At 64.1% G+C, this 19512-nt stretch carries 23 protein-coding genes; 13 read left to right on the top strand and 10 right to left on the bottom strand.

Annotated features, from left to right (window positions below; genetic code table 11):
• Positions 1-380 precede the first annotated feature (380 nt).
• The 6 genes from NQE15_RS11500 to draG all read left to right on the top strand — a co-directional run bounded on the left by NQE15_RS11500 (position 381) and on the right by draG (position 4392).
• Positions 381-854: an ArsC/Spx/MgsR family protein gene (locus NQE15_RS11500; protein WP_265949881.1), complete on the top strand. Its 474-nt coding sequence runs from the start codon at positions 381-383 to the stop codon at positions 852-854.
• Positions 832-2103, top strand: coding sequence for an FprA family A-type flavoprotein (locus NQE15_RS11495; RefSeq protein ID WP_265949879.1), 1272 nt, complete (start codon positions 832-834; stop codon positions 2101-2103). The genes NQE15_RS11500 and NQE15_RS11495 overlap by 23 nt, the downstream gene beginning before the upstream one ends.
• Positions 2104-2117: 14 nt before the next feature.
• On the top strand, positions 2118-2405 hold the full coding sequence (locus NQE15_RS11490; protein ID WP_265949876.1) for a 2Fe-2S iron-sulfur cluster-binding protein: 288 nt from the start codon (positions 2118-2120) through the stop codon (positions 2403-2405).
• Positions 2406-2484: 79 nt separating this feature from the next.
• Positions 2485-2847, top strand: coding sequence for a 2Fe-2S iron-sulfur cluster-binding protein (locus NQE15_RS11485; protein WP_265949875.1), 363 nt, complete (start codon positions 2485-2487; stop codon positions 2845-2847).
• Between the two features lie 10 nt (positions 2848-2857).
• A complete protein-coding gene (locus NQE15_RS11480) occupies positions 2858-3430 on the top strand; it encodes a nitrogen fixation protein NifQ (protein WP_265949872.1) in 573 nt (190 codons plus the stop codon).
• Positions 3409-4392 carry an ADP-ribosyl-[dinitrogen reductase] hydrolase gene (draG, locus tag NQE15_RS11475; RefSeq protein WP_265949869.1) on the top strand — a complete coding sequence of 328 codons (984 nt, stop codon included), beginning with the start codon at positions 3409-3411 and terminating at the stop codon, positions 4390-4392. Before NQE15_RS11480 ends, draG begins: the two co-directional genes overlap by 22 nt.
• Before the next feature lie 27 nt (positions 4393-4419).
• On the opposite strand, the gene hemG is transcribed toward draG, so the two are convergent.
• The 3 genes from hemG to NQE15_RS11460 all read right to left on the bottom strand — a co-directional run bounded on the left by hemG (position 4420) and on the right by NQE15_RS11460 (position 5973).
• Positions 4420-4947, bottom strand: coding sequence for a menaquinone-dependent protoporphyrinogen IX dehydrogenase (gene hemG / locus NQE15_RS11470; RefSeq protein WP_265949866.1), 528 nt, complete (start codon positions 4945-4947; stop codon positions 4420-4422).
• A gap of 142 nt (positions 4948-5089) precedes the next feature.
• Positions 5090-5602, bottom strand: coding sequence for an ankyrin repeat domain-containing protein (locus NQE15_RS11465; RefSeq protein ID WP_265949863.1), 513 nt, complete (start codon positions 5600-5602; stop codon positions 5090-5092).
• Positions 5603-5751: 149 nt separating this feature from the next.
• Complete coding sequence (locus tag NQE15_RS11460; RefSeq protein WP_265949860.1) at positions 5752-5973, bottom strand: hypothetical protein; 222 nt, start codon at positions 5971-5973, stop codon at positions 5752-5754.
• Positions 5974-6068: 95 nt separating this feature from the next.
• On the opposite strand from NQE15_RS11460, the gene NQE15_RS11455 reads away from it, so the two are divergent.
• Genes NQE15_RS11455 through NQE15_RS11445 form a run of 3 tightly spaced genes read left to right on the top strand, consistent with a single transcriptional unit; the run spans position 6069 to position 8364 of the window.
• A complete protein-coding gene (locus tag NQE15_RS11455) occupies positions 6069-6380 on the top strand; it encodes a hypothetical protein (RefSeq protein ID WP_265949857.1) in 312 nt (103 codons plus the stop codon).
• Positions 6362-7243 carry a tetratricopeptide repeat protein gene (locus NQE15_RS11450; protein WP_265949854.1) on the top strand — a complete coding sequence of 294 codons (882 nt, stop codon included), beginning with the start codon at positions 6362-6364 and terminating at the stop codon, positions 7241-7243. Before NQE15_RS11455 ends, NQE15_RS11450 begins: the two co-directional genes overlap by 19 nt.
• Positions 7240-8364: a HupE/UreJ family protein gene (locus NQE15_RS11445; RefSeq protein WP_265949853.1), complete on the top strand. Its 1125-nt coding sequence runs from the start codon at positions 7240-7242 to the stop codon at positions 8362-8364. Before NQE15_RS11450 ends, NQE15_RS11445 begins: the two co-directional genes overlap by 4 nt.
• Here NQE15_RS11445 and NQE15_RS11440 read toward each other — a convergent pair.
• Both NQE15_RS11440 and NQE15_RS11435 read right to left on the bottom strand, forming a co-directional pair.
• Positions 8354-8563, bottom strand: coding sequence for a hypothetical protein (locus NQE15_RS11440; protein WP_265949852.1), 210 nt, complete (start codon positions 8561-8563; stop codon positions 8354-8356). The genes NQE15_RS11445 and NQE15_RS11440 overlap by 11 nt on opposite strands.
• A gap of 47 nt (positions 8564-8610) precedes the next feature.
• Positions 8611-8814 carry a hypothetical protein gene (locus NQE15_RS11435; RefSeq protein WP_265949851.1) on the bottom strand — a complete coding sequence of 68 codons (204 nt, stop codon included), beginning with the start codon at positions 8812-8814 and terminating at the stop codon, positions 8611-8613.
• Between the two features lie 130 nt (positions 8815-8944).
• Between NQE15_RS11435 and gcvA the strand changes: the two genes are divergently transcribed.
• Together gcvA and NQE15_RS11425 are read left to right on the top strand one after the other, a co-directional pair.
• The gene (gene gcvA, locus NQE15_RS11430) at positions 8945-9892 is read left to right on the top strand and encodes a transcriptional regulator GcvA (RefSeq protein ID WP_265949850.1); all 948 of its coding nucleotides are present in this window, start codon (positions 8945-8947) and stop codon (positions 9890-9892) included.
• A 72-nt stretch (positions 9893-9964) separates the two neighbouring features.
• Positions 9965-10384 carry a DUF2721 domain-containing protein gene (locus tag NQE15_RS11425; protein ID WP_265949849.1) on the top strand — a complete coding sequence of 140 codons (420 nt, stop codon included), beginning with the start codon at positions 9965-9967 and terminating at the stop codon, positions 10382-10384.
• 90 nt (positions 10385-10474) lie between these two features.
• Here the strand turns inward: NQE15_RS11425 and NQE15_RS11420 are convergent, their stop codons facing one another.
• Positions 10475-10744 (bottom strand): hypothetical protein, encoded by a 270-nt coding sequence (locus tag NQE15_RS11420; protein WP_265949848.1) that lies wholly within the window; start codon positions 10742-10744, stop codon positions 10475-10477.
• 495 nt (positions 10745-11239) lie between these two features.
• Between NQE15_RS11420 and NQE15_RS11415 the strand changes: the two genes are divergently transcribed.
• A complete protein-coding gene (locus NQE15_RS11415; protein WP_265949847.1) occupies positions 11240-11488 on the top strand; it encodes a hypothetical protein in 249 nt (82 codons plus the stop codon).
• A 1098-nt stretch (positions 11489-12586) separates the two neighbouring features.
• On the opposite strand, the gene NQE15_RS11410 is transcribed toward NQE15_RS11415, so the two are convergent.
• The 4 genes from NQE15_RS11410 to NQE15_RS11395 form a co-directional block, all read right to left on the bottom strand.
• Positions 12587-13675, bottom strand: coding sequence for a lipocalin-like domain-containing protein (locus tag NQE15_RS11410; RefSeq protein ID WP_265950250.1), 1089 nt, complete (start codon positions 13673-13675; stop codon positions 12587-12589).
• A gap of 2 nt (positions 13676-13677) precedes the next feature.
• Positions 13678-16173 (bottom strand): ABC transporter permease, encoded by a 2496-nt coding sequence (locus NQE15_RS11405; protein WP_265949845.1) that lies wholly within the window; start codon positions 16171-16173, stop codon positions 13678-13680.
• Positions 16170-16823: an ABC transporter ATP-binding protein gene (locus tag NQE15_RS11400; RefSeq protein WP_265949842.1), complete on the bottom strand. Its 654-nt coding sequence runs from the start codon at positions 16821-16823 to the stop codon at positions 16170-16172. Before NQE15_RS11400 ends, NQE15_RS11405 begins: the two co-directional genes overlap by 4 nt.
• A 109-nt stretch (positions 16824-16932) precedes the next feature.
• Positions 16933-17475: a flavin reductase family protein gene (locus NQE15_RS11395; RefSeq protein ID WP_265949840.1), complete on the bottom strand. Its 543-nt coding sequence runs from the start codon at positions 17473-17475 to the stop codon at positions 16933-16935.
• Between the two features lie 193 nt (positions 17476-17668).
• On the opposite strand from NQE15_RS11395, the gene glsA reads away from it, so the two are divergent.
• The gene (gene glsA, locus NQE15_RS11390; protein WP_265949837.1) at positions 17669-19492 is read left to right on the top strand and encodes a glutaminase A; all 1824 of its coding nucleotides are present in this window, start codon (positions 17669-17671) and stop codon (positions 19490-19492) included.
• Positions 19493-19512 lie beyond the last annotated feature (20 nt).

Raw genomic sequence — 19512 nt, 5'->3', positions numbered from 1 at the left:
ACGGGGACCCGAAGTCAAAAACATCCCGTTCCCACCGTTATTCCCTCGCCCCATCCGTTTCAGCCCGGGTCGTTTTTCCGGGCCCCTTGAGAGGTGCCGAGCAACGCAGAAATGCCGGGGGCTTTCGGCGAGCACTGTTTGAGGGGCGCAGCCCCGAGTTGCGCAGCCGCCCGGCGTTTCGAGTAGCGCAGGGTACCCGGCTCTGCCGGGCACCGACCCAGGGGTGGCCTTTTCTTTGGCTACTTTCTTTTGGCCACACAAAAGAAAGTACGCCCGCCAGCAAGGCGGAACCCCAAGCCCATCGAAGCCGCAAAGGCGGCCCCCACCGCGAATCAAACCCAGAGCATCACCCGAGCAACAACTAAGAAACACACAACCCCATGGCCACCATCACCTTCTACGAAAAACCCGGCTGCAAGGGCAACCTGCGCCAAAAGACCCTGCTCGCCGCCGCCGGCCACACCGTCCAGGCCAAGAGCCTGAAAACCGAAGCCTGGACGGCCGAGCGCCTGCTCGCCTTTCTCGGCCAGCTGCCGATCGCCACCTGGTTCAACCAGGCGGCACCGGCCATCAAATCCGGCGAAATCGTCCCGGAAAATCTCGGCTTCGAACATGCCCTGCAATTGCTGCTCGAAAACCCGCTGCTCATCCGCCGCCCACTGATGGAAGTCGGCGAAGAGCGCATGGTCGGTTTCGATACCGCTGCCGTCGACGCCTGGATCGGCCTCAACGGCGTCGAGTTGCCGGAAGGCAATATCGAAGCCTGCGTCCATGGCCCGGAAGGCCACGGCAGTTGTGGCAGCCACGCACACGAGGCAGAGGAAAGCAGCCATGACCGCTGCGGCCACCACTGATCTCGCCGTAGAAATCGCCCCGGGCGTCCACTGGGTGGGCGCCCTCGACCCGCATCTGCGGAGTTTCGACATCATCCTGAAGACCGCCAACGGCACGAGCTACAACTCGTACGTCGTGCGCGGCGAGAACGGCGTGGCGATCATCGATACGGTGAAGGAGAACTTCGCCGACGATTTCTTCCGTCGCCTCGAATCGGTGGCGCGCTACGACGAAATCACCACCATCGTCCTCAACCACCTCGAACCGGACCACAGCGGCGCCCTGCCCGAGTTGCTCAAGCGCGCCCCGCAGGCCCGGGTCTATCTCTCGAGCCGCGCCCAGATGATGTTGAAGGCGCTGTTGAAGCCTTCCGGCGAGAAGCCGCCGCAATACATCCCGGTGACCACCGACGACACCGTCGACCTCGGCGGCCGCACCCTGCGCTTCCTGCACACGCCCTACCTGCACTGGCCGGACACCCAGTGCACCTATCTCGAAGAGGACGGCATCCTGTTTACCGGCGACATCTTCGGCTGCCATTTCTGCGACGGCCGGCTGTTCAACGACCGGGTCGGCGATTTCCGCTTCTCGTTCGAGTATTACTACGCCCACATCATGCGGCCATTCCGCGAGTACATACTCGATGCGATGGCGCTGATCGAGCCGCTCGACCTCCAGCTGATCGCCCCGGCCCACGGCCCGATCCTGCGTCACCAGCCGCGCGACTACGTGCTGCGCTACCGCGAACTGGCCACGCCGCGGCTGTACAACGAGGCGCGCAGCGAAAAGACACTGGTCGTTTTCTACCTCTCGGCCTACGGCAATACCCGGCGCATGGCCGAAGCGCTGGCTGCCGGCGCCGAACGCATTGGCGGAGTCCGCGTCTCGCTCTACGACCTCGAAGGCGCCGAAGCCGACCTGTTCACCGACCTCGTCGAGGAAGCCGACGGCCTGGCTATCGGCAGCCCGACCATCAACGGCGACGCGGTGAAACCAATCTGGGACCTGCTCTCCTCGCTGACCACGGTCAACGTCAAGGGCAAGCTCGGCGCCGCCTTCGGCTCCTACGGCTGGAGCGGCGAAGCGGTGCGCCTGATCGAGGACCGCCTGCGCGGCCTGAAATTGCGCATCCCGGTCGACGGGCTGCGCATCAAGCTCGTCCCCGATGCCGCGGAACTCGAGCAGTGCTGCGACCTGGGCGAAAGCCTGGCCCGTCACCTGACCGGCCAGTTTGAACACCGCGTGGTCGACATGACCGCGCTCGCATAAACAGGGAGAAAACCATGCCAAAAGCCAGAGTCACCTTCGAAGACATCGGCGTCACGGTCACCGTGCCGGCCGGCACCCGGCTCATCGAAGTTTCGGAAAAAGTCGGCGCCGGCATCGTCTATGGCTGCCGCGAAGGCGAATGCTGCACCTGCCTGACCAAGGTCATTTCCGGTGGCGAAAATCTCGCCGCCCCCTCGGTCCTCGAAGACCAGGTGCTCAAGGACAACCTGGCGCCGCGCGGTCATCGTCTGGCCTGCCAAGCCCAGATCATCGGCGGCGACATCGTCGTCAAACCGGCCTGAGCACGCGGTACAGCGCGCCAGCCGGCCGAACAACCCAACCCCAACAGAGAAAACTCTAAAACCGCTCAGGAGAAATACGATGGCCCTCATTACTTTCAGCAGTCACCTTCACAAAGACAAGACGGTCTATGCCGTTGCCGGCAGCCACCGGCAGACCGTTCTCGAACTCGCCAAGGAACACCACATTCCGATCGACTTCGGTTGCGGCGACGGCGAATGCGGCACCTGCCTGGTCAAGGTTTCCTCGGTCGACGCCAAGCGTTCGCCGATGGGCGCCCCGCTGACCGATCGCGAAATCAACGTGCTCAAGGAAATGGGCCACATCAGCCAGGCCCAGATCGACCAGATGCGCGTCGACGACCTTTGTCCGACCCAGTGGCGCCTGGCCTGCCAGGTCGTGCTGCGTGACGAAGACGTGTTGATCGAATATCCGAGCAAGTGAGACCTCGACCATGAACGGTCCGGACCGCCGCTTCGGCCGCGAAGTCCTCTTCGCGGAACTCCTGCTCGCGCCCTGCGACAGGAAGCTGGCCGGCGATCCGAACCGTTACCTGCTGGCCAGCATGCTGGCCGGCCTGAGCATGGGTGACGGCTGCCTGCCGGCCGACCTCGGGCTCGGCGAAGCGGTCTTCCGCCACCTGCTCGACCAATACTTTCCCGGCCAGGAGATTCGCGCCCCGCTGCGCCAGGTCGAAGCCATTCCCGAGTGGAGCGACATCCAGAAGCTGCTGCTCGACCATCGTGCCCGCGCCTACCCGTCCGAACTGCTGATCGCCAACATCGTGGCCACCGCCTGCGCCGGCCGCGACCACCTCTGGCAGGATCTCGGCCTGCTCGAGCGCAGCGAACTGAGCAACCTGATGTGGACCAACTTCCCGGAACTGGCTCGCGCCAATACCGGAGACATGAAGTGGAAAAAATTCCTTTACCGCCAGTTCTGCGCGAGTGAAGGCATCTACGTTTGTCCCGCACCGTCGTGCGGGGTTTGTACCGACTTCGCCAAATGTTTTGGTCCGGAGAACTGATCGCCCGTAACGCCCCGGTTCGCCGCCGCGTCGCGCCGCCGCCGTGGGAAACGCCGCATATCGGGCGTGGCATCGCGGCGTATCTCGGCCTCGCCATCGGTGACGCCCTCGGCGCCACCGTCGAGTTCCTGACCCCCAACGAAATCCGCCACCAGCACGGCGTGCACCGCGAAATCACCGGCGGTGGCTGGCTGCGCTTGAAGGCCGGCAAGGTTACCGACGACACCACGATGGCGCTGGCGCTCGGCGAATCCATTATCGCCAGCGGCGGCGTCGACGCAAAGGCGGCGGCCGACGCCTTCAATGCCTGGATGCGCGCCAAGCCGGTCGACATCGGTAACACCGTACGCCGCAACCTGATCAGCTACCGCCGGACCGGCAACCCGGAAGCCGCGCCCTCCGAACACGATGCCGGCAACGGCGCCGCGATGCGCGTCCTGCCCGTGGCCCTGGCCTGCTACGGCCAGCCGGAGGAACGAACCATTGCCGCCAGCCGCGCCCAGTCACACGTCACCCATCACAATGAAGTCTCCGACGCGGCCTGCGAAACTCTGATCCTGATGGTCCAGGATTTCATGGCCGGCCGCGCAGCGGAAGAGGTGCAACGCGAACGCGCCGACGACCTGGTCCGCCGCTTTCCGGTATTCGCCTACGACAGGAAACGCCACGAAAACCCGAGCGGCTACGTCGTCGATACCATGCAGGCCGTCTTCCAGGCACTGTTCGGCACGACGTCATTCGAGGAATGCCTGATCGATACCGTCAATCGCGGCGGCGACGCCGACACCACCGGCGCCATCGTCGGCATGCTGGCCGGCGCGCGCTACGGCAAGGACGCCATTCCCCGGCGCTGGTTGAAGGCGCTCGATGAGGCCACCCGCGCGGCCTGCGAAGCTCAGGCCGCCGATCTGCTCGCCCTGGCCGACGGCCTATCCGTCGAACTCGCCGCCAGCGTCGCCTAACCCACCGGCGCGCAGCGGCACTGCCCGCTACATCTCGGCGAGGGTGTGGCCGAAGGCTTCCACCGCCTGCCAGTCGGTGAACTCGACGACGGTGCGCGGGTCCGTCGGGCCGTGGGTGAGCAGCATGATGAAACGGATCATCAGGCGATCGACGAAGCGATAGCGCGGATAGTCCAGTTTGCCGGCGAAAACCGCCAGTTGGCGTGGATGCCAGGATATTTGGCGGAGAAACTTGAGCAGGTAGGGGTTGGTTTCCGGCCGATTCTTCTCTGGCTTGCGGGCGACGATGTTGACCGAGAAGAAGGCGTTCGGCCGGGCATCGAGCATCGCCTGGTGGCGGCCGACGAAATCCAAGACCTGCTGGCTGTGCCGACCATAACGGATGCTGGCGCCGATCACGATCTTGTCGAAAGCGGCCAGGTCGAGCCGTTCCGCATCGCCGATCTCGGCCAGCGTCACCGCCAGGCCATGGCGCTCGACCACCTGCTCGAGTACTCGGCAGATGGCCAGGGTGTGGCCGTCGGTTGTGGAATAGACGATCAGAATATTGGTCATGGCGTCGCGGTGAAAACTGGGCATCTCGAGGCAAGGTTTGCCGACCCGCCAGCATTATGACGAAGACCGGAAAAAATCTCTTTATAGAGAATCGGACACCCCATTTTCCAGGACTTTGGAATAAAACCGGCCGGCTTGCCGATTAGGCTCTGACAGATTTTTCCCGTTTGCCGAACAGGCGATCGAGTTCTTCCTGGGAGACGAAAAATTCCTTGATCTGATGGTCAGGCTGGGAATCCGCCGGGCGGGAAGACTCGTCCAGACGGCTTTGCTGGCAGATCGCGGCGACCAGTTGGGCCTTGAATACTTCTTCATGGCTCAGGCCAAGGCTGACTCCCAGCGGCAGATCGGCACCGTGCTCGAGTAGCAGGCGCACGGTTTCCGGCTGTCCGCCGCGCACTGCCGTGCGCACCGGCGCCCCAATGCCTTCGTAATTGAGTGCATGAATATCGGCGCCGCGTTTCAACAGCTCGACCACGATCGGGATGTGTCCGTGAAAACATGCGCTGCGCAATGGAAGCCCGCCAAAGCCCTGGATATCGGGTGCCTCGATATCCGCCCCGGCGTCGAGGGCGGCGATCACTGCCTCCAGGCAGCCCTGCACGATGGCGTTCTGGAGCGCGCTGGTCGTCTGATTTTTGCCGGATGCTTGCAAGTACGCTGGGGGACGCCCGGTTATTGGCGAGGCGTCTCGGTTGCCGATGATGCTGACTTCCTCAGCAACTATCGTTCCAGCACTATTGCCCGGTGTTGGCAACAAAAAAGCGGACCGCCGGGTCCGCTTTTTGGGAAGGAAGTCAGCCCTTATTTCTTCTTGTCATCCATCATCGGCATCGGCTTTTCATCCATCATTTTCTTGCACTCGGCCTTCATTTTTTCATCGGCCTTGGGGTCCATCTTCTTGCAGGCCGCCATCTTGTCTGCCTTGTCCTTATCGGACATGGCGCCACCGTGAGACCCAGCAAAAGCACCGACGGATGTGGTTGCCATGGCTGCAACGACCAATGCGGAAAGTAACTTGTTCATGATTGTCTCCTGGGATTAAATGAGTGGATTCAACGGTAATAATTACCGCGCCACCATGTTATGGATATATGAAAAGCAGGCAAATTACTAGCTTGATGTTGGTCTGCCGGTACATCTTGCTGGGAATGCTCTGCGCCCTGGCACCGCAAGTCCGGGCCGCTCCCTACACCCCGGAATATGATGCGACGGTCATCGAGCGCCTGCCGTTTCGGGCGGCCGACGCCACCGCCCGCGAACTGGCCGCGCTACGCACCGCAGTGGCCGCCAGGCCGAGCGACCAGGCAGCAGCCGTCGCGCTGGCGCAGAAGTATTTCGACCTGGCGATGGCGCGCGGCGACCCGCGCTATATCGGCTATGCCGACGCCATCATCGGCGGATTTTCGCCCCCTTGTCGGCACCGGTGCTGATGGTGCGCGGCACGCTACGCCAGTACCGCCACGACTTTTCCGGCGCCCTCGCCGACTATGCTGCGGCCCAGGAACAGGATGCCGATCTGGCCGGCGCGCATGCCTGGCGGGGAGCGATCTATCTGGTCCAGGCCGACTACACGGCGGCCGAAAAGGAGTGCGCCGCCTTGCGGCGGCTTGGGCGCACCGTGCTCTTTGGCGGCTGCGCCGGTTTGACGCTGGCCTACACCGGCCACCTGGACCAGGCTTACCGGACCTTGCAGCAGGCACTCGCCGCCAGCAGCGACGACGACCATCGCCTGTGGCTGCACACCCGGCTCGGCGAAGTCGCCGCCTGGCAGGGGCAGTTCGCCACGGCCGAGGGGCACTATCGGCAGGCACTGGCCATCGGCCGCGACGACGGCTACCTGCTCGCCGCGTGGTGCGACTTTCTGCTCGACCGCAACCGTCCGGCCGCAGTTGTCGACCAGCTCGCCGCCTGGGAATCCTCGGATGGGCTGCTGCTGCGCCTGGCCGAGGCCGAGACCCGGCTCAAGCTGCCAGCCGCCACCGCCCACCGCCAGGCGCTGGATGACCGCTTCGCCGCCGCCCGGCGGCGCGGCGACACCACCCACCGCGCCGAAGAGGCCCGTTTCTATTTGCGCCTGAAAAACGACGCCAAAACGGCCGTCGCGCTGGCCGCGGAAAACTACCGCGTCCAGAGGGAGCCGCGCGACGCCCGCATCCTGCTTGAGGCGGCTAGCGCCGCCGGCGACGCCGACGCCGCCCGGCCGGTGCTCGACTGGCTGCAGGCAAGCGGCTTCGAAGACGCCGGCCTGCGCCAGCTCGCCCGCCAACTGAGCCAATCCGGGGCAGTGCGATGAGCTGCCGCCGGCTGTTGTTCATCGCCCTGTTCTGCGCGCACTTCTCCGCATGGGCGCACAAGGCCAGCGACAGTTACCTGGTGATCGACGCCCGTGGTTCGGAAGTCATCGCGCAGTGGGACATCGCCTTGCGCGACATCGACTTCGCGATCGGCCTGGACGGCGACGGCAACGGGGAAATCACCTGGGGCGAATTGCGCACCCGGCAAGCCAACGTCGCGGCCTGGGCGCTGAGTCGCCTCGAAGTGCAGCGCGGCGGACCGTGCCCCCTGAAACTGACGGCGCTGCAGGTCGATACCCATACCGACGGCGGCTATGCCGTGCTCCATCTCGCCGGTGCCTGCCCGGCTTCCGCGGGCGATCTGCAACTGGGCTACCGGCTGCTCTTCGACCTCGATGGCCTGCACCGCGGCCTGTTGCGCCTGACGGTGGATGGCACGACCCACAGCGCGGTGCTATCCCCGACCAGCGGCACCCTGCGCTTCGGCCCGGACGCCGTCTCCCGCCTGACGCAGTTCAGGCAATACCTGGTAGAAGGCATCTGGCACATCTGGATCGGCTTCGACCACATCCTGTTCCTGCTCGCCCTGCTGCTGCCGGCCGTTCTCGTCCACACCAAGGAGGGCTGGCGCGGCGTCGCCCGCTTCGGCGCAGCCTGGCGCGAGGTGCTCTGGGTGGTGACCTCGTTCACCGCCGCCCACTCGATCACCCTGTCGCTGGCCGCCCTCGGCGTGCTCGCCCTGCCCTCGCGCCTGGTCGAGTCGGCCATCGCCCTTTCGGTCGTGCTCGCCGCCGCCAACAACCTCTACCCGGTGGTGGCGCACCGCCGCTGGGTGGTGGCTTTCGGCTTCGGATTGATCCACGGCTTCGGCTTCGCCAGCGTGCTGAGCGAACTCGGCCTGCCCGCCGATTCCCTTGTGCTGTCCCTGGTCGGCTTCAATCTCGGGGTCGAGGTCGGGCAACTGGCGATCGTCGCCGGCTTTCTGCCGCTTGCCTTCGTACTGCGCCACTCGGCGTTCTACCGGCGCGGCGTTTTCGTCTGGGGCTCGCTATTCACGGTGCTGGTCGCCGCCCTCTGGCTGATCGAACGGGCCTTCGACCTAAAGCTGCTCAGCCGTTGAGCGCCCCACGATCGAGGTTTCCGTGCGCCGCAAGGGCATCGATGAAACGGCTCATCGCCTCGCCGTGATAGCCGGCACCTTCCCGGCCGCCATGCGACTGCTCGGCTTCGGCGGCGGAACGCTGCCATAGACGCAAGGCCTGCTCGTCATCGATGCCGGCCCGGCTCGCCATCCACGGCAGGATTTTAGGTGCGATCATGACAAGCCTCCCGCCGGTTCCGGCTGAAAAGCGGTTGGCAATCAGCGTCAGAAGTAGCGCCCGGCAAAGACGTCCTTGAAGTAGGTGTCGACATCGCACTCGACCGGTCGCAAACCGGGCAACCAGTTGCCGATGCCGATGTCCGCCGGTTCGCTGGCTTCGCCTTTGAAGATGGCGTCGTATCCGATGGATTCAGCCGGCTTCTGGCTGGGCACGCCATAAATTCGATAAAGAATCTCGGTGGGGAACATGACTGACTCCTTTATTTCCTGATGGGAAGTGACGATTCAAATATAGGCCCCATGGTGCACTGCAACAAACAATGATTTATTATCGACCACATTAGATAAACTTAACGCAATCAATCACCGGCAACCTATCGTGGCCTATCGCCTTCCCCCGCTCTCCACATTCCGAACCTTTGAAGCCGCTGCCCGCCATCTCAGCTTCAGGAAGGCGGCGGACGAGTTGCACGTGACACCGGCCGCGGTCAGCCAGCAAATCAAGAGCCTGGAAACCTATCTAGGCTTTTCGCTGTTTCAACGCCTGCCGAAGGCGCTGCAACTGACCGACGAAGGTCTGGCGATGTATCCCAAGGTCAGGGATGGCATGGACAGTTTCGCCGCCGCCATCGAGAGCACCCGGCGCAGCGCCAGCCTGGCCCTGAATGTCACCGCCCCGCCCTCGTTCGCCACGCGCTGGCTGGTGCCCCGACTGGCCCGTTTTTCCCTGGCCCATGCCGAGGTCGCGATCCGCATTTCGAGCAATCCGGAAAATATCGATGGCCCGCAGACGGCGCTCGAGATGACCGTCGAAGCCAGCGACCCGCGCCATGAAGCCAGTGAAGTGGCAATCCGCTTTGGCACCGGCAACTATCCCGGTTATCAGGTGGAGAAAATACTGACGCCGGACTATGTGCTGGTCTGCAGCCCGCGCCTGCTGGACGGTGAAGCGCCGCTACGCACGCCCGACGATCTGATCGATCAGATCCTGATCCACGACGAATCGATTCCCGACCCGGAGCAGCGGCCAAGCTGGCATGAGTGGTTCAAGCTCGCCGGGGTCAGCGGCGTCGACATCGAGCGCGGCCCGCGCTTTTCTAATTCCATCCTGGCCCAGGAGGCGGCGGTCGAAGGCCAGGGCGTGGCCCTCGCTCTCAGGCCGCAGGTGGAAGCCGAAGTAACCGCCGGGCGCCTGTTGATCCCGTTTGCCACTACCCTGCCTTCGGCCTACGCCTACTATCTCGTCATTCCCCAAGCCATTGCCGAACGCCCCGTGGTCAGCGCTTTCAAGAATTGGCTGCAGGCCGAAGCCGATAGCTACGCATAGGAAAACGCTCGCTGGCCCCGCGCCGGGAGTTCGGCCGTATGATTGAAAAATCAAACGAAGGCACCAGGACTTATGGAAACTCACCTCACCGATATCGCGCACGTCATCCAGCTTTCTGTGGCGCCGGTATTTCTTCTCACCGCGATCTCGACCTTGATTGGCGGAATGAATACCCGCCTTGGCCGAATTATCGACAGGCGCCGGGTGGTGACTGAGATGCATGCAAACAGTGAAATGGCTATCGCGGACAGCCTAGAACTGCTGTTGTTGGCAAGGCGTCGCCACCTGATTTACCTGGCGATCTTGTTCGCGGTCATTGCCGCACTTCTGGTTTGCTTTGTCGTGGCAGGAGCATTTATTGGCGCGCTGATGGCTGCTGATCTCACGCGGCTGGTTGCCGCGCTGTTCATTCTGGCAATGGGATCGATGATCGCAGCGCTCTCCCTTTTCCTGCGGGAGATTTATCTCGCGGTCAGCGCCGGCTCGCGATAGGCAGCTGCCCTTGCTTTTTTCCTCAAGAAATTGCAGACACCTATGGCGCAGAGCGCCCGCACCGACTTATCACTTGCCATACAAGACCGGCTAAAAGCCGATAACAAACACCGGTCGCGACATTCGCTCGACAGATCGGAAATCGACCAAAGCCGCCGTTGGTGCTGGCTCAGTTGAGCGGCCGGTGTTGCGCGGGGTGCCGACGTTCGGGGGGTATGCCACCCGCTCGGCCTCGCCATGTTGCGCGCGATCCTTGTTGACGGTGCTCGCCGCACTCTCTTCGGCGAGCTGCTTTCCCGTGCCGTGTTTGAGCAGGCTTTCCTTGATTTGCGTGCACCAGGTCAACGAAATGCAGTTCAAGGCTGCTTACTGAGCATCAGAGTCGGCGCGTGACTGGTAGCGGCCTACCCGTATGAAACTTTTTCTGTGCGTCATCGAACAGAACGTCACTGAGTTTCTACATATTCTCGACGCTGTGGTAGTGGCCTTCGATGGATATCTTTCCACTCTGCCACCGGGCGCCCGCGACAACTGCGCTGACGACTCGAATCGGAGATGACATCAGCCTTACGGAGCGTCGATCATGGGAAAATATGTGCTGGGTTGGATCTTGGGTGTGCCGGCCATCGTGCTGGTAGTAATTTATCTGCTGTTCAATTAGGCGGCACGGTGAATTCGCTGGCGAATCCATTCTATGTTTGACGCTGCTTGGCGTGGAGTGCAACCGTCGGGGTGCAAGGCGCCGGCCACCGGATGCAATTCCTTGCCCGCGGCCAGGCCTCTTTCGGCAGTAATCGCCACGTGGATGGTGTCTCACGCGTGATCCGTGGCAACCAAAAACTGGAGTTATGCTAAATGGGAAACTATCTGGTGGTCGGTATTGCTTTGGCACTGGTGGCGGGCTGCGGTAACGAGAGCGAACCGAAAACTGCGGTTCCAGCACCGCCGGTTGCAGCCACGGATGCCCAACCGAATGTGGTGCCACCGCGATCGGCGCCGTCGAATGCCGTGGATGACGGCGTTCAGCGCCCCGCGCCGGGCCAGGCCGGAGATACGTCGAGCCCGGCATTCAAGGGCGGCGGGCAGCCCGACCCAAAAAAATGACGAGCAATTGAATCCTGCGGGATGTAGTCGGGACAGAGCACCATTGTTCGCTAGCGCGAACGTCCCGGCTAGTCTCTTGCCACCAAGAAGCGATCAACTTCCAAGTCAGGAAAACGCTCTTTCACAACCTCAAAAAACTGCAGCACTTCAGTCGTGGGCGGCAAGACTTGTTCGTAGAGCTCAGTGTGGCCAGCACTCTTGACAGAAATCGGCCAGGAGCGGAATTTGCCGGTTGCTATGCAATTTAAGATGCGGCACGATGTCGTGATGCACCGCATTTTCAGCGCCTCCGCGAGTCTTGCCATTAAATTATCGGTGGTGCTATTTCCACTGATAGCTTGCGGCGCGTCCGATGAGCTCAGATTTTATGACGTGTCGAGATGCGAAATATTTCGTATCAGTAACGAGCAATCACCGGACAGGGCATATCAAAATATGCTCGCCGAGGCTAAGGGTTGGGATGTATATAAATTTTCTGGTCCCTCAGGTGGGGGAAGGGGTCTCTGTAAATGGGCTGGTTCCAGTTACAAACATCGCTTTACAGCTATGTTCATATGCAACCAGACCTCACGAAGCTATTTCCCTTTGGCAGGAGCAACTTACTCGGTAATTCGTGATCGTGGCGATATTCCCTCCTATCGTTGTGCTACGGGATGCAGAAAGAACACTCCTAGAGTCCTACATTACGCTGGGGAAGAAGAGCTAGACAGCCAAGTAAATATTGAACATTCGAAGACGCTTGAAAAGTTTGAAAGGAAATGCGGGGGCGATTCGGACCGCTGGTCAGATTCGCAGCCTGTTGAGCTTGGGCGCTGAACGTCCACTGTTCGGAAATCGCTAGGTCCGCAAATGTTCGAGTACAGTCCTGCACGGCAGATGAGAGCAGACCTTCGTCGCCTTTCCACCTGCAAGGACCGCTGAGTGGCCTGATACCGGCCGTTAATGCGGCACCGGCTGTATTTCTGCAAAGGCCGAATAGCGGTAGCCGATACCCCTTGGAGAGCGCGTTAACTTTCTACCCATGTCGGCCTACGACCTGACGGATGTGTTGACGATTTACCCCTCAGAACATTATGTCTTCGGTCGCCACCGCCCCGCTCAGACCTTGATTCTTTCGCCGTAGCCGGTCATTTCCAGATAGCCGCGCCCGACCTCCCGGCCCTCTTCCGCCACGCGCATGGCGCCTTCCCAATAGATGGCGCCGGTCGAGCGGCGGCTGTCGAGTTCCTGGTCGTCGAGCAGCGGACGCACTTCGAAAGTTCGCTGGCCGATGCGGATGCGCCACTCGACCGGATAGGAAATGCCGCTGCGCGGCGAGCGCCAGTGGCGGAGCGGCTCGAAGGCGACGGCGGCGGGCGGCAGCGCCTGCGCCACCTGCCCGGCCGGCTGCAAGGTCGCGGCTGCCCACAGCGGCGAGCCGTCCGGGCTGCGCAGGCGGAAGGCCATTAGGGCGCCGCCGTCGTCGAGATTGAGCCCGAGCCAGTCCCAGCCCTGCGCACCTTCTGGCAGCAGCTGACTCGACCATTCGTGGTCCAGCCAGGCCCGCCCCGTCACCGCCTGCGGCCGACCGTCGCGCGTCAGCGTACCGCTAACCGCGAGCTGGGGCCGACTGTAGTAGTAGCTGGCGTGACGCGGGTCGGGTGCCTTGCGGCTGAATCCGGCATCGCCATTGAGCAGCGGCGGGCCATCGGCAGCCAGGCTCAATTCGTAGGCGAAATCCGCCGCCCACACCGCCAGGCGATAGCGCCCGGCGTCCTGCTCGAAACGCCAGTCGTCGATCCAGACCTCCGTTCGCCCGCCGGCAAAGCCGGCGCGACCGAAACCGGTGCGCGCCGTGCGCTGGGCATAACGCAGGCGGCCCAGTTGCGGATCGGCGATGGCGGCATGGGCGAGGACCAGCTGGCGCGGCGCGAAGGCGCTCGGGTTGCCCTCGCCGAGGCCGGTACGGACGCGGAAGAAGGTGCATTGAAAACCGAGCGGGCTACCGTCCGGCAGGCTCAGCCAGCCGGTGGCGTACCACCATTCGTTGCGGAAATCCGGGTGGGCGCCGTGGTCGCGGGGGAATTTCAGTATGTGGCCGGGGCGGACCACGGCGAACTCGATCGGCGCCTCGGCCAACAGTTCGCCGGCCCGCCAGGCCGGCAGGCTGGCCAGTGTCATCAGGAAGGCGCGGCGACCGGGCAGCATCGTCACCAGTCCTCGCGCACCGCGAACACCGCCTCCTGGCGCATCGCCTGGCGCCCGGCGAGGACGGCGGCAAGCGCCGCCAGGGCAATCAGGCCGACGGCGAAAATAGCCAGCGACAGCCAGGGAATGTGCAGATCCATGCTCCAGTGGAAGCTCTGCCGATTGACCACTTCGATCAGCACCAGGCCGATCGCCCCGCCGGCCAGCAGGCCGCCGAAGACGCCGACGCCGGCGGCGAGCGCGCCTTCCTGGGCCAGCATCCAGCCGATCTGGCGGCGCAGCAGGCCGAGGTGGCGGAGCATGCCGAACTCGCGGCGACGGGCCGCGGCCAATGCCGCAAAGCTGGCCGCCACGCCGGCCAGGCCGATCAGCACGGCGACCGCCTCGAGCAGGTAGGTGACGGCGAAGGTGCGATCGAAAATGCGCAGGCTCAGCGCGCGGATTTCCCCGGGATAGGCGACTTCCAGCCCGTCCGGGCCGGCCGTCGCGGCCAGCGCCTCGACCACCGCCTGGGCGGCGGCGCCGGGGGCGAGGTAGATGGCGGCATCATTGACCAGAGGGTCGCCGGTCAGCCGGCGGTAGGCGGCGAGGTCGATCATCACGGCCCCGGTCTGCCGCGCGTAGTCGCGCCAGATGCCTGCGACGACCACCGGCACGGCGCGGCCGGCGAGCGGCAGGGCGACCTGCTGCCCAGGCTGCCAGCCGTACAGATCGCGCACTGCTTCGGAAATCCAGATCGCCGGCTCATTGCTGACGATGGCCTGTGGCGCGCCGCCAACCAGCGGCAGTTCGCGCCCGTCGGCCGACACCGGGCGCGCGATCAACGCCACCGGCGCCTGCCCGGCGGCGAGGCGCAGGTTGTCGTGGCGCGTGAAGGCGACCCGCCCGACCCCGGGCACGGCGCCGATCCGCGCCTGCAGCGCCGGTTCGAGATGGCCGCTAGTCTGGGAGCGGCCGGCCCGCAGGTAGAGGTCGGCGGGCAGGATCTGGTTCAGCCACTGGTCGACCGAGTCGCGAAACGACGCCACCATGATCGCCATCGCGGCGGCCAGCGCGACGCTGACCAGTACCCCGGCGGCGGCCACCACAGCGTGCCCCGGCGCAGCCGCCAGCCGGGCGGCGACGAGACGCCCAGGCAGCGAGCGGGTCGCCGGCCGCAGCCGGGCGATCACCGTGGCCGCCGCCGGCAGCAGTAGCACGCTGCCGGCCAGCAGGCCGCCGATCGCCAGATAACCGCCGAGCGGCAGGCCGGCGACCGGCGGTATCCAGCACGCCGCCAGGCTCGCCAGCAGCACGACCAAAGCCAGCCAGGGGCGGGCCCGGCCGCCGGTCAGGTTCGCCTCATCGCCGGCCTTCAGGGCCTGGGCCGGCGCCACCGTCGCTGCCTCGCGCGCCGGCAGCCAGGCCCCGGCCAGGCCGGCAACGACGCCGAACCCGACGTAGAGGGCGGCGACCACCGGCTGAAACTGCAAGGTCGGTTGCAACCCGGCGAAATAGCCGGCGCCCAGATCGCCGCCGAGCAGGGCCAGCGCCCCGCGGGCCAGGCCGAGGCCGAGCGCCACGCCGAGCAGGCCGCCGAGCAACCCGATCACAGCCCCCTCGGCCAGCAGCCAGGCGAACAGGCGGCGCCGCGACAGCCCGATGGCGCGCAGGAAGGCGAATTCGCTGCGCCGCCGGACGACCGACAGGGCCTGCGCCGAGAAGACCAGGAAGCTGCCGGTGAGCAGGGCCATGGCGGCGAGCAGGGTCAGATTGACCCGGTAGGCCCGCGACAGGTTGGCCGATTCGTCGGCGGCCGCCTGCGGCGTTTCGATCAGCACGCCGGGCGGCAGCAGGGCTTGCAGCGCGGCGCGTGCCGCCGCGGGCGCCCTGCCCTCGGCCAGCCGCAGATCGATCCGGCTCAGCCGGCCGAGCCGGGCAAAGCGGGCCTGCACGGCGGCGATGTCCATCACCGCCAGGCGGCGGTTGTCGCGCACCCCGGGCAGCTCGCCGGCCACCCGCAAGTCCGCGATCTCGGTTCCCGACTGGACGCGCAGCGTGGCGCCGGGCTGCACGCCGAGCGCCGTCTGCGCCGCCGCCCCGAGAAAGAGGCCGTCGTCGGACAAGGCGGCGAAGCGCTCGTTGCCCGACCCGGCCGGCAGCAGGGCCGGCGTCACCCGGGCCAGGGCGAAGACATCGACACCGAGCAGTTGCAGGGTTTCCGGCCGCCCCGGCAGCTTGACTTCGACTTCGACCAGCGGGCTGGCGGCTGCCACTTCAGGACGGGCGGCGAGCACGGCGTAGAGCTTCTCGTCGAAGCCGCCGCGCGGCCCGACCACCTGCAGATCGGCCTCGCCAGCCAGCGTCCGCAGGCCGTGCGCGAACTCGGCGAGGGCCGCCTCGTGCACTGCCTGCACCGCCATGCCAAGCGCCACGCCGAGCACGATGGCGGCCCCGGAAAACAACGTCGCCAGCCGCCGCCGGGCCAGCGAGCCGAGGAAGACCGGCGCCAGCTTCACGCCTGCAGTCCGTCGCCGGTCAGGCGCAGCACGCGGTCGGCGGTCGCCGCCGCCTCCAGCGAATGGGTGACCAGGATGCCGATGGCGCCGGCGGCGCGGATGCGTTCGGCGAGCAGGGCCAGCACTCGGGCGCCATTGGCCGGGTCAAGATTGCCGGTCGGCTCGTCGGCGAGCACCAGGCGCGGGCGATTGACCAGCGCCCGGGCGATTGCCACCCGCTGCAACTCGCCGCTGGACAGTTCGCGCGGCCAGCTCGCCGCCCGTTCGCCGAGACCAACCGCATCGAGCAATTGCTGCGCCGGCTGGTCGGCGGCGCGGCCGTCGATGCCCTGCAGCCAGAGCGGCAGGGCGACGTTCTGCAAGACGTTGAGATGGGGCAGGATGTGAAAGGCCTGGAAGACGAAGCCCATCCGGTCGCGGCGCAGGCGGGTCAGCGCGTCGTCGCCGAGCCCGGCGTAGTCGGCGCCGTCGAGCCGCAGGCGCCCCCTGTCCGGCCGGTCCAGCCCGGCGATCAGGTTGAGCAGGGTCGATTTGCCGACCCCGGATTCGCCGACGATCGCCACGTATTCGCCGGCCTGCAGGCAAAGCGACACCTCGTGCAGCACGCGACGCCGGTTGAACTGTCGACTGAGGGCTTCGATTTCGAGCATGGAGATTAGGCGGCGCCGTATCCCGCCAGTTCCCGATGGGCTGCGATTGGGCTGCGATTGGGCTGCATCCGAGCAGCCGACCGCAGCCGGTGGGATGGGTCAATGAATCCTAAACACCCGGCGGGAGCTTGGCGGCCATCATTGTGCGCCGGTCGATCTTGCGCCCGTCGACAATGAAGTTTCCGTCACCCACCGCATGCACCGTGAGCTTCTCCTGGCGGCTGGTATCGAGGTATGCGGCTACCCCCTCCAACACCACAATGTTGTGCTGGTTGACGATGTCGATGACCTTGCACTCGATATTGGCCAGGCACTCCTTGATCAAGGGCGGCCGGACGAGCTTGGCCGGCAGCGGCGTGAGCCCGAATTTGGCAAACTTGTCGGTGTCCGCCCCGGAACATGTCCCGATGCCGACCACCGTATCCAACAGATCGACGGTGGGAATCGCGATGACGCACTCCCGATTCGTTCGCAGAGCCGCGAAGGAGTGATTCCATTCGCCCGTTGTGATGGCAAACACCGGCGTGAAATCCACCACCATGGTCCACGAGATGGTCATGATGTTGTTCTTCGTCCCATCATGGGTCGTGACGAGGACCACCGGCCCTGATTCCATCAGGGTAAAAGCCTTGCACAGTTCCAACTCACGCATGAGAGTACCTCCGCTTGCCATGAACAGCTTATCCGGCCAGTTCCCGATGGACTGCGGTTGGACAAATTCAGCTCAGCGTCAGTCTAGCAACTTTGTTGCGCCGGGGGGTTTGGCGTCCGCGGTGGGATGACGGGCAGTTATTTGGAATGATAAATGCTTGAACATACGATCTGCCATTCAGCTGGGGACATCCATGCAATCGCCGATCCAGGTTTATCTCGATTCTCTGCGTACGCGACTCGCATCGATGCAGGGTGGCGAGCTGGCCAATTACATTCCCGAATTGAGCAAGGCCGATCCTTCCTGGTTAAGCATTTCCCTTGTCACCATGGACGGTGTGGCTTATTCGACAGGCGACTCGGAACAGCAATTCACCATCCAGTCGATCTCGAAACCATTCGTCTTTGCCACGGCACTGGCTGATCGCGGTGTCGACTTTGTCACCAGAAAAGTTGGCGTCGAGCCGAGTGGAGATGCCTTCAACTCGATCAGTCTGAATCCCAAAACTGGTGCGCCGCTCAATCCAATGATCAATGCTGGTGCAATCGCCACGGCCAGCCTGGTCAGCGGAGGCACGCCGGAAGCCCAATGGGAAAGAATAATTGCTTCGATGAGTGCCTTCGCTGGCCGTGAGCTGGGTATCGACGCGGCTGTATACCGCTCGGAGAGCGAGACCGGTTTCCGCAACCGGGCAATTGCCTGGATGCTCAAGAATTTCGGGATCATCGACGGCGAGCCGATGGCCTCCCTGGAGAACTATTTCCGGCAGTGCTCGGTCCTGGTGGACTGCCGTGACCTCGCCTACATGGCGGCAACCCTTGCCAACGGCGGCCTGCACCCATTGACCGGCGAGCGCGCCCTACCCGTCGAGCACGTCGAGCGCGTGCTGAGCGTCATGGCAACCTGCGGCATGTACGACTTTGCCGGCAGCTGGTTATACGAGATCGGCATGCCGGCCAAGAGCGGCGTCGGTGGCGGCATTATCGCGGTCCTCCCGGGGCGTTTCGGGATCGGCATCTTTTCTCCCCGGCTCGATGCCAAAGGCAATAGCGTGCGCGGCATCGAGGCCTGCCGGCAACTCTCGCAGGATTTCGGCCTGCACGTCTTCCGCCGCGCCGGCGAACCCGCCATGGCGCTGGGCCGGGTCTATACGGCAGCCGAGGCACCGTCGAAACGGCAGCCAACGCCGGACATGCGCAGCTACCTCAACGAGCATGCACAGCGGATCAAGTATCTCTGTCTGCACGGCTACATTGCCGTCGACGGCGTCGAGTATGTGATTCGCCGGATGATCGACATGGTGCCGGACACCGCCAGCTTCATCCTCGACATGCATCAGGTCGACGGGATTTCGGAAAGCGCCGCCCGCCTGCTCAATGAGGCTCGCCTGAGATTCGCCGGCGACGACATCGCCGTGGTCTTTTCCCGGATTCACGGTCGTCATGCGATCGAGCATTTCCTCAGTACGACTGCGCCGAAGACTGATCATGGCTACTTGAGCTTCGAGGACAACGATCTTGCGGTCGAGTGGTGCGAGAACCGCCTGCTGGGCGACTCGCAGCAGGCAACGGTAATCCGGGTCGCGCTGGGCGATTGTGCATTGCTGAAAGGATTGCCGCCGGAATTGCTGGCACTAGTTGCCGATGCGGTTGTCAAAAAGCAGTTCGCACCGGGCGAACCGATATTGACGACCGGGGAGGCAGGCGATGGCCACGTCTTTTTCATTGAACAAGGTTATGTCAGCATTCTTGTCCCGTTGGATGATGGGGCTCATCAGCGTATCGCCACGCTCGGTCCAGGTATGAGTTTTGGTGAAATGATCCTGCTGGGCCAGAGCAAACGGAGTGCTACCGTCATTGCCGATTGCCAGGTAAATTGCTGGATACTGGATGCCGACGACATCGATCACCTGGCACATGATGCTCCGATGCTCAGAATTACCCTGCTTGAAAATCTTTCTCGCGACATGGCGGAAAAACTGCGCCGGGCAACGCAGTGGATCGCCGCCCTCGCCTGAATCATCAGTGTCTTGAATGC

This window comes from Dechloromonas sp. A34 (assembly GCF_026261605.1).
Classification (GTDB): Bacteria; Pseudomonadota; Gammaproteobacteria; order Burkholderiales; family Rhodocyclaceae; genus Azonexus.
This window is presented reverse-complemented; position numbering and strand designations above follow the sequence as displayed.

Coding starts and splice junctions, on each gene's coding strand:
- NQE15_RS11400 (WP_265949842.1), bottom strand. CDS start 16,823: ATGCTCGAAATCGAAGCCCTCAGTCGACAGTTCAACCGGCGTCGCGTG.
- NQE15_RS11500 (WP_265949881.1), top strand. CDS start 381: ATGGCCACCATCACCTTCTACGAAAAACCCGGCTGCAAGGGCAACCTG.
- NQE15_RS11435 (WP_265949851.1), bottom strand. CDS start 8,814: ATGTTCCCCACCGAGATTCTTTATCGAATTTATGGCGTGCCCAGCCAG.
- NQE15_RS11460 (WP_265949860.1), bottom strand. CDS start 5,973: ATGAACAAGTTACTTTCCGCATTGGTCGTTGCAGCCATGGCAACCACA.
- NQE15_RS11480 (WP_265949872.1), top strand. CDS start 2,858: ATGAACGGTCCGGACCGCCGCTTCGGCCGCGAAGTCCTCTTCGCGGAA.
- NQE15_RS11495 (WP_265949879.1), top strand. CDS start 832: ATGACCGCTGCGGCCACCACTGATCTCGCCGTAGAAATCGCCCCGGGC.
- NQE15_RS11485 (WP_265949875.1), top strand. CDS start 2,485: ATGGCCCTCATTACTTTCAGCAGTCACCTTCACAAAGACAAGACGGTC.
- NQE15_RS11415 (WP_265949847.1), top strand. CDS start 11,240: ATGGGAAACTATCTGGTGGTCGGTATTGCTTTGGCACTGGTGGCGGGC.
- NQE15_RS11410 (WP_265950250.1), bottom strand. CDS start 13,675: ATGCTGCCCGGTCGCCGCGCCTTCCTGATGACACTGGCCAGCCTGCCG.
- NQE15_RS11455 (WP_265949857.1), top strand. CDS start 6,069: ATGTTGGTCTGCCGGTACATCTTGCTGGGAATGCTCTGCGCCCTGGCA.
- NQE15_RS11490 (WP_265949876.1), top strand. CDS start 2,118: ATGCCAAAAGCCAGAGTCACCTTCGAAGACATCGGCGTCACGGTCACC.
- draG (WP_265949869.1), top strand. CDS start 3,409: ATGTTTTGGTCCGGAGAACTGATCGCCCGTAACGCCCCGGTTCGCCGC.
- NQE15_RS11395 (WP_265949840.1), bottom strand. CDS start 17,475: ATGCGTGAGTTGGAACTGTGCAAGGCTTTTACCCTGATGGAATCAGGG.
- hemG (WP_265949866.1), bottom strand. CDS start 4,947: ATGACCAATATTCTGATCGTCTATTCCACAACCGACGGCCACACCCTG.
- NQE15_RS11440 (WP_265949852.1), bottom strand. CDS start 8,563: ATGATCGCACCTAAAATCCTGCCGTGGATGGCGAGCCGGGCCGGCATC.
- NQE15_RS11425 (WP_265949849.1), top strand. CDS start 9,965: ATGGAAACTCACCTCACCGATATCGCGCACGTCATCCAGCTTTCTGTG.
- NQE15_RS11445 (WP_265949853.1), top strand. CDS start 7,240: ATGAGCTGCCGCCGGCTGTTGTTCATCGCCCTGTTCTGCGCGCACTTC.
- glsA (WP_265949837.1), top strand. CDS start 17,669: ATGCAATCGCCGATCCAGGTTTATCTCGATTCTCTGCGTACGCGACTC.